The 12,510-nt window shown below is 48.6% G+C and carries 12 protein-coding genes and 3 pseudogenes; 7 read left to right on the top strand and 8 right to left on the bottom strand.

Features of this window, described 5'->3' with window-relative positions:
* Positions 1 to 83: 83 nt before the first annotated feature.
* From JCM10914_RS05995 to JCM10914_RS05975, 5 genes and pseudogenes are all read right to left on the bottom strand, one after another.
* Entirely contained in the window at positions 84 to 1,052 is a 969-nt protein-coding gene (locus JCM10914_RS05995; protein ID WP_023958569.1) for an aromatic acid exporter family protein, read from the bottom strand.
* 123 nt (positions 1,053 to 1,175) lie between these two features.
* On the bottom strand, positions 1,176 to 2,012 hold the full coding sequence (locus tag JCM10914_RS05990) for an ABC transporter permease (protein ID WP_023958567.1): 837 nt from the start codon (positions 2,010 to 2,012) through the stop codon (positions 1,176 to 1,178).
* Positions 2,013 to 2,017: 5 nt separating this feature from the next.
* A complete protein-coding gene (locus JCM10914_RS05985; protein ID WP_023958565.1) occupies positions 2,018 to 2,791 on the bottom strand; it encodes an ABC transporter ATP-binding protein in 774 nt (257 codons plus the stop codon).
* Between the two features lie 43 nt (positions 2,792 to 2,834).
* Positions 2,835 to 3,838: pseudogene (locus tag JCM10914_RS05980) on the bottom strand (ABC transporter substrate-binding protein).
* 183 nt (positions 3,839 to 4,021) lie between these two features.
* Complete coding sequence (locus JCM10914_RS05975; protein WP_023958559.1) at positions 4,022 to 5,533, bottom strand: carboxypeptidase M32; 1,512 nt, start codon at positions 5,531 to 5,533, stop codon at positions 4,022 to 4,024.
* A gap of 126 nt (positions 5,534 to 5,659) precedes the next feature.
* Here JCM10914_RS05975 and JCM10914_RS05970 point away from each other — a divergent pair, with 126 nt between their 5' ends.
* From JCM10914_RS05970 to JCM10914_RS05950, 5 genes are all read left to right on the top strand, one after another.
* Complete coding sequence (locus JCM10914_RS05970) at positions 5,660 to 5,986, top strand: iron-sulfur cluster biosynthesis family protein (RefSeq protein WP_023958557.1); 327 nt, start codon at positions 5,660 to 5,662, stop codon at positions 5,984 to 5,986.
* A 58-nt stretch (positions 5,987 to 6,044) separates the two neighbouring features.
* Complete coding sequence (locus tag JCM10914_RS05965; protein ID WP_023958555.1) at positions 6,045 to 6,611, top strand: carbonic anhydrase; 567 nt, start codon at positions 6,045 to 6,047, stop codon at positions 6,609 to 6,611.
* A 210-nt stretch (positions 6,612 to 6,821) separates the two neighbouring features.
* Positions 6,822 to 7,367, top strand: coding sequence for a PadR family transcriptional regulator (locus JCM10914_RS05960; RefSeq protein ID WP_023958553.1), 546 nt, complete (start codon positions 6,822 to 6,824; stop codon positions 7,365 to 7,367).
* Positions 7,368 to 7,459: 92 nt separating this feature from the next.
* Positions 7,460 to 7,912: a hypothetical protein gene (locus JCM10914_RS05955; RefSeq protein ID WP_023958551.1), complete on the top strand. Its 453-nt coding sequence runs from the start codon at positions 7,460 to 7,462 to the stop codon at positions 7,910 to 7,912.
* A 3-nt stretch (positions 7,913 to 7,915) separates the two neighbouring features.
* Positions 7,916 to 8,194 carry a YxcD family protein gene (locus tag JCM10914_RS05950; protein WP_023958549.1) on the top strand — a complete coding sequence of 93 codons (279 nt, stop codon included), beginning with the start codon at positions 7,916 to 7,918 and terminating at the stop codon, positions 8,192 to 8,194.
* 304 nt (positions 8,195 to 8,498) lie between these two features.
* Here the strand turns inward: JCM10914_RS05950 and JCM10914_RS05945 are convergent, their stop codons facing one another.
* Positions 8,499 to 8,735 (bottom strand): hypothetical protein, encoded by a 237-nt coding sequence (locus JCM10914_RS05945; RefSeq protein WP_023958547.1) that lies wholly within the window; start codon positions 8,733 to 8,735, stop codon positions 8,499 to 8,501.
* A 135-nt stretch (positions 8,736 to 8,870) separates the two neighbouring features.
* On the opposite strand from JCM10914_RS05945, the pseudogene JCM10914_RS05940 reads away from it, so the two are divergent.
* Positions 8,871 to 10,845, top strand: a pseudogene (locus tag JCM10914_RS05940) (beta-galactosidase trimerization domain-containing protein).
* 64 nt (positions 10,846 to 10,909) lie between these two features.
* On the opposite strand, the gene JCM10914_RS05935 reads toward JCM10914_RS05940, so the two are convergent.
* Positions 10,910 to 11,098 carry a hypothetical protein gene (locus tag JCM10914_RS05935; protein WP_036717162.1) on the bottom strand — a complete coding sequence of 63 codons (189 nt, stop codon included), beginning with the start codon at positions 11,096 to 11,098 and terminating at the stop codon, positions 10,910 to 10,912.
* Positions 11,098 to 11,703 carry a TetR/AcrR family transcriptional regulator gene (locus JCM10914_RS05930; protein ID WP_023958537.1) on the bottom strand — a complete coding sequence of 202 codons (606 nt, stop codon included), beginning with the start codon at positions 11,701 to 11,703 and terminating at the stop codon, positions 11,098 to 11,100. Before JCM10914_RS05930 ends, JCM10914_RS05935 begins: the two co-directional genes overlap by 1 nt.
* Before the next feature lie 163 nt (positions 11,704 to 11,866).
* Between JCM10914_RS05930 and JCM10914_RS05925 the strand changes: the two are divergent.
* Positions 11,867 to 12,423, top strand: a pseudogene (locus JCM10914_RS05925) (hypothetical protein).
* Positions 12,424 to 12,510 lie beyond the last annotated feature (87 nt).

Raw genomic sequence — 12,510 nt, 5'->3', positions numbered from 1 at the left:
TTGAATGAAGTGGTCCAAATAAATTCATATGATGCTAAAAATATCAAAAAAAATGTTACCCAGAAGATAAAATCGCCCTGAAATCAGCTGGATCTAACCATTCTTTTGGCAGTGGGTGCTTTGTATTTCTTCGAAATATTAAGATAGTAATCCAGCTCATGACATAGTTGCAGGATTGCCGCTCTGACCTCGAACTCTTCACGTGTGGTAGGGAGCTCCATCGCCTTGAACTCTCGTTCCAGCTCATGCAGCAGCGACTCCGCTTTTCCGGTGTAACCCTCGCTCATGACATCCTCGCTTAGTTGATCGAACACTTCCGCTGCAAGCACACCATGGGGAAGCTGCTCATACACCTGCGATATCTGATGCATCATGCTCTGAATATTCTCCATCTGTTCCTTGCGCATATAAAAATAAATATTCCACGCACCATCCGGGTGAATCATCTGATTCTCCGAAGCTCGCTTGGCTTCTTCTATCCCCCGATCAATCTGCCGATTCGCTTCAATTAGTTCTTTTCCATCCCAGATATGTTCAGGATCTCGCAGCGTAAGCGCGTAATGATTGAAAATAGTCGCAAACAACCCATCGACCTTCCTCCGAATCTCAATCATCGCCCCTTCGCTATTAGGCATATAGATCAAGTTCACAAGCATCGCTGAACCGAGGCCAATGATTAATAGCTCTACCTGGGTTAGAAAGATATCGAAACCAATCTCCTCCCCTTGAAACACCCGGAATACCACGACGGAACTCGTGACGATACCTTCCTTGAAATTCGCCTTGGAAATAGCAGGGAAAGCCAAAAGAATATACAGGGCCAGAACCCAATAGTGGAATCCGAGCAAATAAAAAAGCAGGCTCGCCAGCAGCAGTCCAAGTACGGAAGCAAAGAATCGGGCCGAGATGGAGCGCACACTCCGTTTGCGGGTGACATCCACCCCGAGAATAGCAAGAAGACCGGCGGACGTAGCCCCCGGTATGTTTAAAGCATCTGTAATTAATATCGCCAGCAGGCTCGCTGCTGCTGTTTTGATGACACGAAATCCCATGTGATGAAGCGCCTCCGGCAAGATGTTAGATTATGAATGTTTCGCAATATTTCATCTTCATCCTAGCCTATTTTTATCACATAAACAACTATAGCAGAGGTGTCTTGAAGCTTTGGATCGATATTAACGATGGGTCAGCAGCTTTCTTTCAACATAGACAACGATTTGGTACATGGCGGTCGCTACGACGGCGATGATGAGCAGGCTCGACAGGACAAGCGTAAAGTTGAACACCTGAAACCCGTACATGATCAAATACCCAAGCCCGGCCTTGGCCACCAAGAATTCCCCGACGATGACGCCAACCCAGGCCATCCCCACATTCACTTTCAAGGTAGATACGATAGCCGGATAGGATGCCGGCAGGATGACGCGCTGAAATACCTGGCGCTTGCTTCCGCCGAATGTGCGGACGACCTTGATCAGATTGGAATCGACTTCATTAAAGCTGTTGTACACGACAAGCGTCGTCACGATGACCGTAATGGACAGTGTTGTAACAACGATTGCCGTAAAGCCTGCACCGAACATGACGATAAAGATCGGTCCGAGCGCCACCTTAGGCATACTGTTGAACACAACCATGTAGGGGTCCAGCACTTTGTTCAGAAAAGGCGACCACCAGATCAAGATCGCGAGCAAGGTACCAACGAGCGTTCCCAGCAAGAATCCAACAACGGTCTCACCAACGGTTATTCCGAGATGTGCCCACAGTTCACCGCTTACGATATTGCTCCAAATGTTTGCAAAGATTTTCGAAGGATAACTGAACAGCAGCACGTCGATCCATTTCAACCTGCCCGCGATTTCCCACCAGGCAAAGAAGAGAACGAGCAGACTCAACTGTACGGTCAGCACTTGGTTACGAATTCTTCTCTTTCTGTTCTTGTGTTGAAGAAAGATCTCCTGCAGCCAACCCTCGGTAGAGGAAGCCGGTGTTCGCTCATGCCTTGATGTCATACGCTTCACTCCTTCCCGATGGACTGCATTTCGCCCCATATTTCATGAAACAGCTCATTAAAGCCAGGTTCTTTGCGTGCATAAAACGGCTGTGCTTGCTGGATGTTCTCCGGAACATCGAAGAATCTGTGAACCCGCCCCGGATTGCGGTTTAGCAGCACGACACGATCGCTCATGGCGATCGCCTCTGACAGATCATGCGTCACGAGGATCGCCGTCTTCCCCCGCTTCTTCAGCGTCTCCCCGATCAAATCTTCCAGTTGCAGCTTGGTCTGGTAATCCAGCGCAGAGAACGGCTCATCAAGCAGCAGCAATCCGGGATCGGTCGCCAGCGTTCGTACAAGCGCTACGCGCTGCCGCATTCCGCCTGAGAGCTGCGACGGATATAATGCCCCGCTGTCACCGAGGCCCATCTCCTTTAGCAGATTCTGGACGTTGCCGCGCGTATCCGCGTATAATCTCTCGGTCAGTTCCAGTCCGATCAATGCGTTATCCATAATCGTACGCCACGGGAATAAGTAGTCCTGCTGCAGCATGTAACCTACCTCCGGCGATGGTCCCGTAACGGGTCTTCCATTCACGCTGGCTACTCCTTTGGAGGGCTGCAGCAGGCCGGCGATGACCGACAGGATCGTGGTCTTGCCGCATCCGCTTGGTCCAACCAGGCTGAGAAACTCCCCCGGCTCCACCTTTAACTGAATTCCTTCCACAGCCAGAGAGGCTTCCCGATCAGTGACATATACATGTGCGATATCGTTCAATTCGACTACCGGTTCCATTGGTGCTCTCTCCTTTCGTTCTATGGATCAGGACTACAAGTTGTTATTTCGATGCTTTGGCTTGCTCGGCAAAGCTGTTATCGACGATTTTGTCCGGAGCGATCTTTTCCTTCAACTCACCGGCTTGGTCCATAACGTCCAGAAGATTGTTCCACTCGTCTTCGTCGACGATCGGATCGGTCGCATAGCTACCTTGCTCTTTGTAGCGTTTGACCGCCGATATGACGATATCCCGGTCGCTGTCCTTGAAGTAAGGCAGGATGGCGTCTGCGATGTCTTCCGGACTATTGGTATCCACCCACTGCTGCGCCTTATAGAGCGCATTCGTAAATTTTTGAACCGTATCTTTGTTTTTGTCGATATAGCTTTGCTTGGTCATAAAGACGGTGTATGGCAGATGCCCGCTCTCCACGCCGAAAGAAGCCACGACCTTGCCGCGCCCTTCCTTCTCAAAAATCGAGCTTGCGGTTCAAAGAGCTGCACGAACTCGCCAGTGCCTGAAGCATAAGCTGAGGCGATATTGGCAAAATCGATATTTTGAATCAGCTCCAGATCATTGCGGGGATCAATGCCTTTTCTGTTCAATGTAAATTCGCCGGCCATCTGCGGCATGCCACCCTTACGCTGACCCAGAAACACCTTCCCCTTTAAGCTGTTCCAGTCGAAATCGGCCGAACCGTCACGAGCCATCAGAAACGTTCCGTCCGTCTGCGTGACCTGGCCGAAGTTAATGACCGGATCATCCGAACCTTGCTGGAACACATAGATAGACGTTTCGGAGCCGACCAGCGCCACATCGATAGCGCCTGAGAGCAGGGCGGTCATCGTCTTGTCACCGCCAGGCGTCGTCTGCAGCTCGACATCCAATCCTTCTTCCTTGAAGAACCCTTTCTCCAGCGCAACATACTGCGGTGCGTAGAAAATAGAACGCGTAACTTCACCGATCATCACTTTCGTATCCGTTCCGCTGCTGCCGCAGCCTGCGAGCGATACGCTGCATATTAGCAGCGCAGACCATACGAGGCCCCACCAATTGCGAGTCTTCATCGTAACCCTCCATTCCTTTGAACATACGTTTCTTATCACCATATGCATTCGTCTAACTAAAGGTTAAAGGCCTATTCCTTCCATTTATGTTCAGTGCATCCAGCACAGCACAAAGCAGCCGCCCCTCGATGTTATCAAGGGGCGGCTGCTTACATTCGTATGTTTCAATCAAATGAACTAGAGCTAATAGATTTCCTTGTATTTCGCTTCCAAATAATCTGCTAGGTAATCAGGGTTCAATTCTTCCCCTGTGACGCGAAGAATGATCTCTGACGGCGTCTCGGTCTTTCCATATTTATGAACCTTGTCGGTCAACCATTCCTTAATCGGAAACAGGTTTCCTTCCTCGACGAGTTGGTCCAAGTTCGGGATCTCCTTACGCATAGTGTTGACGAACTGGGCCGCATACATGTTCCCGAGCGAGTAAGAGGCAAAATAACCAAAATCGCCACCGGACCAATGCACATCCTGCAAGACGCCAACCCCGTCATTGGGCGGCATGATTCCAAGATACTCTTTATATTTCTTGTTCCATGTCTCAGGAAGATCTTTAACCGCTAGTCCCTCGTTGAACAGCATCTTCTCAATCTCGTAACGGATAATAATATGTAGGTTATACGTCAGCTCATCCGCTTCAACTCGAATCAAAGAGTTCTCTACCTTATTGGCGGCGAGATAAAATTGTTCGACGTCCACATCCTTCAATTGTTCGGGGAAATGCTGCTGCAAATCGGCGAAATAGCGGCGCCAGAATGGGCGGCTGCGACCGATCATGTTCTCCCATAGTCTCGACTGAGATTCATGAATTCCCATCGATGTCCCGCTTGCCAGCGGCGTACCCGCAAGGGCCATATCGATGTTTTGCTCATACAGGGCATGTCCGCCTTCGTGCAGGGAGCTGAATGCTGCGCTTAACACATCATCCGGAAGATATTTCGTCGTGATGCGAACATCTCCAGGATTCAGGCTCGTGGCGAATGGATGAACGCTCTCATCAAGCCGTCCGGCTTCGAAATCATATCCCATCTGTTCGAGCATGAACATGCTGAATTTCTCCTGCTGTTCACTCGGAAACAGCTGTTTCAGAAACTCAGTGTCAGGCTTGTAAGGCGATTCTTGAATCGCATGGACAAGTGGAATCAACCGTGATTTCAGCCGTTCGAAAATTGCATCGACTTTCTCTACGGTCAAATCCGGCTCATACATATCCAAAAGCGTATCGTAACGGGTATCCTTCACGCCCCAATACTCGATAAATTCTTGCTTAAACGCCACGATCTTCGTTAAGAACGGTTCAAAGCCTGCAAAATCGCTGTTCTCTTTCGCATCTTCCCACTTCGTCTCCGATTGGGCTGCAAGGGTGGCGTATTCCTGATAGCGTTCTGCCGGGATGTTCTTGCTCTGATCGTATGATTTGCGCAATTCAGCTACCAACCGGCGTTGTACTTTGTCAAGCTTATCCTCATGTTCGGGCTTCGCGAAATGCTCGAGCAGCTGCCCCATTTCCTCCGATATCCCCAGCTTGAACGCTTCGGTTGATAATATCCCAATCGTCTCAGAGCGTACATCCGTACCTTTGCGCGGCGCTCCGGTCCGTAAATCCCAATGAAGTAAGCCGACAGCCTCGTAGTAACTCATGATCTTGCGGACGAGTTGATTAAATTGCTCCCACTGCTGTGAATGCTGTTCTCCCATATCGACACCTTCTTCTTCCTCATAATAGATTTCATCTACTCTATTGATGATACTTTTTACTAGGTATATAATCAACTTCCAGAAAGATTAAATCATACTGCGCTAAAAAGGGAGTGTCGAGATGCCGTGAACATACATGTAACCGAACAGGCTGAGGCAATACTGAAGGAGAAACTTGCGCACAAGCCGGGCATTATTAGGCTGATCTATGACACGGAGGGCTGCGGCTGCGCGGTGAACGGCGTACCGGGACTTCGGATCATTGAAGAAGTTGCAACGATGGATGTCCCTATCCATACGGACAGTACCCTATCTTTCGCCATCCATCAAAAGCACGGGATTTTCTTCGAGGAACATTTAAAGCTCAGCACTACACCAGACTCCTGCTCATTCCGACTCGAAGGACGGGAACAGAGCTACGGTACCCATGTTCAACTAATCGATATCCGCTGAATGCATTCACCGATATCATCATGAAATTACAGCATCAAATATAAAGGAGAGATCTTCGATGGAAAAACATTTGGACAGCATTTTGGAGCACAACCGCAGCTTTGTGGAGAATAAAGAATACGAATCTTACCTCACCGGTCGTTTTCCTGAGAAGAAAATGGTCATCATCACCTGCATGGACACCCGGCTCGTGGAGTTGCTTCCCAAAGCTATGAACTTCAAGAACGGCGACGTCAAAATCATCAAAAACGCCGGTGCCATCATCTCCCAGCCATTTGGGAGTGTTATGCGAAGCGTAATGGTTGCACTCTACGAGCTGCATGCGGAAGAGGTCGTCGTGGTCGGTCACCATGAGTGCGGCATGGCCTCGCTTAACGCTGAGGTTATGATTCAGCATATGAGAGATCGCGGAATATCCGACGAGGTCCTGTCCACGCTGGAGAACTCCGGCATCCGCTTATCCAAATGGCTGCGCGGTTTCGATAACGTGACCGATGGCGTTCGCAACACCGTTAGCCTGATTACCAACCACCCCCTGCTCCCGCCGAACGTTCCGGTTCACGGCATGGTAATCGATCCAAACACCGGGGCGCTGGATCTTGTCGTTAATGGATACGAAGAATAAAACGACCCCCTAAATCACTAAATAAAGCACAAGCGCCGCGGCGTTTGTGCTTTTTTGGTCACAATTTTGTCAAAAACAAAAGAGAAAGAACCCACCTGCTGTTGTCAAACCATACAGTTTCAGTGTACACTTTTTATCAATCGGACTGATAGGTAAGTAGCAATCGAACCTTCATGATCCACGATATGCGTTTCAAAGGGAGTTATGTCCATGAATACGTTGTCATACGGCTTGTTAGGATTACTAGCTAGAAAAGAATCATCAGGATATGATTTGATGCTTCGAATACAACCTTTTTGGCAAGCTAAGCACAGTCAAATCTATCCACTGTTGTCTCGCATGGAGGAGAAGCAGTTCCTATCCTCACACTGGATTCAACAAAGCGATAAACCGGACAAGAAAATTTATGCGATCACTGAAAAAGGCTTACAGAAGCTGCGTGAATGGATGTATCAACCGATCGCTCCAGCTGTCACCAAGGATGAGCTTGCGCTTCGAACCTTCTGCCTGTGGCTGACGGAGACCGGAATTGCCATCGACATTTATGAGGATCGCCGGATCGTGTACCTCGAGAAGAAGCGTTATTTCGAACAAATTTTAAGCGATATCCCTGAAGACGGCCGGATCTTTGGCAGTCAAGCCTTTAGCAAGTATATACTTGCCACTAAAGGCTTAATGATGGCAGAGACTGAGCTGAAATGGTGTGATTGGGTGCTCGATTTGCTGAAGCAGCATCAGCGTGCCACAACATCTTAAGAACACTCGCAAATTTTTTGAAACCTTATCGTGACTCGTCCGTATTACCGAAGTACATTCTAAATTTCTCTTGGGAGGTTCGACAGAACACGATGAAAAAAGTATTAGCTATCCTTGTAGTGTTTACGCTGTTTTTCGTAACGCTTGCACCAGATTCCGCTGACGCAAGAAGAGGCGGCGGTGGCTTTAAATCCGGAAACAAGAGTTTTACGAATACGCCGAATAAGAACAACAATAGCAGCAATAACGTGCAGCAATCGAACAACACACGTAACAACAACACAAACGCAGCCAACACCGGTAACCGCGGATTCTTCAGTGGCGGTGGCTTGATGAAGGGTCTGATGATCGGTGGTTTGGCCGGTCTGCTCTTCGGCGGCATGTTCGCTGGTATGGGCTTCATGGGCGAAATCATGGGCTTGTTGATTAACCTGATTGCCATCTGGGCTCTCATCATGGTCGTTATGGCTGTTGTTCGCGCCGTTAAGAATCGTCGTCAAGAAAACGAACGCCGCGACAACAACAACAATAACAACCGGTACTAATCCATGATTCTGAGTATGGATGAAATCGTTAATGCGGTCTGCCTGCACCAGGCTGAACGCAGAGGCGTTAAACCGACAGACGTATCATTGGAGCTAAGCTGGGATGAGGATACAGGTTACACTGCTGAGGTATGGGTTAGTGGCAGAACGATCTATCTGATTGAGGCTAACCTCATTGAGGCGATTCTCCGCTATCTTCATTCCGAGTACGACATCCGCGCCTACAGCGAGCAAGTCAAGCTTGAGTTGGAAGATGAAATAATCGCCGTAGTGCAGCAATAAGGTTATGAATCAAGAAAGCAGCCTCTTCGCTATTACGCGAAGGGCTGCTTTTTGTTTACGGATGCCATAAAGTCATGATTAACTTCGAGCAGTGCCCTTTCCTGCGTTCTTACCCGGATTAGGCGACTCCAGCTCTTTCCGCTTGCTTGCCTGCCTTATGCCATTCTTCATACTTTCCACCGATCTGACTCATCCGGCGTCGTAATCAGCCCGGAAATCGTGCTGCCTACAAAGAATGATTTCGAAAAAGATGGTATCAATTACGAAGCAGCTTAGTCCTTATGTATGATCCGTCTGTACTCCCTTAGACTGTTCGGAATATGTACTGCCGCAAATAGGTAGCAACCGGGTCCAGCATCATCCCCTGCCCGATCTCGTATTTAACTTCGTTCTCTTCCATGTACAGCATCCCTTTGACGCACACGTTCATCTCAAATGCCGCAAATTGCCGCTTGGCGTGAACAACACCCAGATGCCATACCGTTTGGTCGATCGTGGCCAGCAGCGGGAATGGCGGAACCTGCAGCTCCAGTACAAGCATCCCATCACCTACAATTAAATATGTAGAGACTGTACTATACGAAGTCGGCATTGTCAGCTGTATCAATGACACTCATGATTTAAAGTGGTAGACATCATATGATTCCTTCATTGAAGGATAAGGAGGACAACAAACATGAGGTTTCGTCAGGTTCACCTAGACTTTCATACGTCAGAGGCCATCAAGGGTATCGGTAGCCAGTTTAACAAACGACAGTTCCAAGACATGCTCCGAACCGGCCACGTCGATTCCATTACGGTGTTTGCCAAGTGCCATCATGGCTGGCTTATCACCTGACAACAGCCAATGAAATGCACCCCCATTTGTCTTATGATCTCCTTGGTGCCCAGATCGAGGCAGCACACGAAATAGGCGTCAATACACCCGTTTATCTGTCGGCTGGGCTGGACGAAAAGCTGGCCCGCAGACATCCAGAGTGCTGATTCGAGATCAGCAGGAACAAATAAGCTGGGTCTCCGATTTCATGACCCCGGGTTATCATCAATTCTGCATGAACACCCCTTATGCAGACATACTCGCTGCTCAGGTACGGGAAGTGGTGACCAACTATAAGGCAGACGGCATATTTCTTGATATCGTCGGCGTACGCGAGTGTTACTGCCAGCATTGCATTGCCGAAATCCGCAGACGCGGCTCCGATCCGCGCAATCGCGATGACATGAAATCCATGTGGGAGGACACCTACTTCCGATATGCCCAAAAAATGAATAACGCCGTCCATGCTATCCGGCCCGGTTTGCCGGTGTTTCACAACAGCAGCCATGTAGATCGCGGCCGTCGCGACCTGGCACAGGTCAACACGCATCTGGAGTTGGAATCCCTCCCGACGGGTGGCTGGGGGTATGATCATTTTCCACTTTCGGCGCGCTATGCCCAAAACCTTGGCTTGGATTATCTCGGAATGACTGGGAAATTCCATACTTCTTGGGGGGAGTTTGGCGGTTTCAAGCACCCTAACGCCCTCCGCTATGAGACGGCGCTAAGTCTCGCAAACGGTGCACGCTGCTCGATTGGCGACCAACTGCATCCTACCGGCATCATGGACTTAGCCACCTACTCCTTGATCGGAGAGGCCTACAAGGAAGTCGAAGCGAAGGAAGGATGGTGCCGTGACACGACGGCCGTATGCGATGTCGCACTATTATCGGTGGAAGCTGCGTATCATGCGTCGGGAAGCCCGCCTACAGGGCATAACCATGCCGATACCGGTGCCGTTCGGATACTTCTTGAGGGTCACTATCTGTTTGACGTGATCGATGCGGAAGCCGATCTGGCACCGTATAAAGTGATTATCCTTCCGGATGACATCGCCATCACCGGAACGCTGCAAACAAAGCTGAAATCCTTCCTCACCGAAGGAGGTAAGGTGCTGGCAACCGGCCGATCAGGCCTTAAGCAGGGCGGTACAGGTTTTGCGCTGGACTTTGGCGTGCAGTGGCAGGGAGCCTCCGAATTCAAGCCTTCTTACTTCAAACCGTCGTTCGAGATCCCGTCGCTGCGTTCATCATCATTTGTTATCTATACTGAATCCCAGGACGTCTCACTTAACCCAAACGGCACGGTTACGGGCAGCAAGGAGAACCCTTATTTCAACCGCGCTCTGTTTACTTTCTGTTCCCATCAGCATACCCCTTCGGAACTGCAAGCTGCCGGTCCCGGCATGGTTGAAGGTCCTGACGGTATTTATCTTGCATGGAATGTCTTTGAGGATTATGCGCTAAAGGGAAGCCTTCCCGTAAAAGAGATCGTGATGCATGCGCTGGATCGACTGCTGGGGCAAAAGACGCTGTTCACCAACCTGCCTTCCCAGGGCGTCACAACACTGCAGGCGCAGAAGGGACATAACCGCTGGATCCATCATGTATTGTACGCGTCTCCGGTCCGCAGAGGGAAAAATGTGGAGGTAATTGAGGATCTGCTCCCTCTTATCGATACCCGGGTGAGCATCGCAGCCGCTGAGCCTGTACGGGAGGTGTATCTCGCTCCACAGCGGATCGCCCTTCCATTCCAACAGGAGAACGGTACTGTCAGCTATGAGATTCCGACATGGGTTTGCCATCAAATGGTTGTCATTCAGTTCGGAGAATAATTAAAGGGAGTCTTGAGCCTGAACGGGCCCAAGACTCTTTCTTACAAATCAACATGCTGCTTGCTCACAATATCAATGGCTTATAATTAAGTGCTTTTTCAACGATTTCCTCTGGCGTCAAATCCTCTTTCCGCCAATAAAACAAATTGCCGATGTCAGGATGGGGCCCATACCGCCGCAGACAATTGATCCATTCCCCCGCCTCTTCCTCGCCGCCTTCTCCATTTGCTCCCACTAGAAATGACAAGGACATCAATCATTTTCACTTTTTATTTGTCCCACCAAGCCATAGAAAAACAGTTGCATCAAGGTCTCCGTGCTACCGAAATCGTATTCACGGTTCGTCGAATCCCATCGTCGGGCCAGCTCATTCATGAACATCGTGAAGTACAGCATCGTAACCTCTTCGGTTTGGTCCTTTTGAATATAACCTTCTTGTTTCCCGAGCGCGACATACTTCATGAAAAAGCGTTTCACCTTCTCTTCACTGTACTGTTGGACTGTCTGACTCATGCCGTGCTCCTCAGCGGTTTGCGTTCTCCGGAACTCTTCCGACAAGAAGGTCAGATTCTTAGCCTCTAACAGCATGATTTCCTTGGTCTTCTCTGAGAATGAAAGCTCGGATTCCAGGATAAGGTCATACTTCTCGAATTGCTTGTCCATCCAATTCATGATCATATCGACGTAGAGCTGATCTTTGGTTCCGAAATAATTATATATCGTTGCGGGAGAGACTCCTGCCTGTTGGGCGATTTCGTTAACGCTAACCTTTTGGTAACCGTGCCTTGAAAAAAGCTGGAAAGCGGCATCGAAGACCTGTTTGATTTTTTTGTGCTTTCTTCGTTCATACCCGTTCATGTATTCTCCACCTCAAATGAAGTATATATCAAGTTTTAGAGTGATTCAATCATATAACTACAAAATAATTGACTAATCTAATTTTGAAGTTATAATGATTTGTAGTGTATTAATTTATTTACTATAAAACTTTATAAAATTACAGAAGAGAGTGAGATGTGAAATGAAATCAATACGGATTCCTTCCATTCTGCATGATGTTTTTGGTGAAAAGCAGTCTATCAGCTCTATTCTGGTCATACTGCTATTCGGTGGACTTCTTACCACGCGATGGGCCTCATTTTTCCTGAAATCACACATTCTTTACCTTTATGGCGCAGTGCACTTGCCTTATTACTCATCTTCGATATATTCTCCGGCTGCATAGCCAATTTCACAATCTCAACCAGTAATTTCTACGCGGCTCGTAAAACGAATCGGACAGTGTTCATTGCAATACACGTTCATATCATCATCATTGCGCTTCTATTGAATGCCGATATTGGGTATGCAGTCGGTATATGGGCTTATACGATCGCTGGAACTTTTATCGTAAATGCGCTGATCGGGAAACCTTCGCAACGATTTGTTGGAGGCTTACTCCTATCGATCGGCATAGGCTGCACTTTCTTGCTGTCCAACATACAGCCCTATATGTTAACCGTAGGTACAATGTTTATGCTGAAAGTATTATTTAGCTTTGCGGTTGATCATTATGGTGAAGCTGTAGAGAAAGCATGAACACTTCATATAGAATATCCATGCTGACCAAATCGGGAATCTCGGCATGACCCTAACCCTGTATTGCAAGTTCTACACAGAAATAAC

Origin of the sequence: Paenibacillus sp. JCM 10914 (assembly GCF_001315105.1) — a bacterium.
Taxonomy (GTDB): domain Bacteria; phylum Bacillota; class Bacilli; order Paenibacillales; family Paenibacillaceae; genus Paenibacillus_AQ.
The sequence above is the reverse complement of the archived record's forward strand: the minus strand, read 5'-3'. Positions and strand labels throughout refer to the sequence as shown.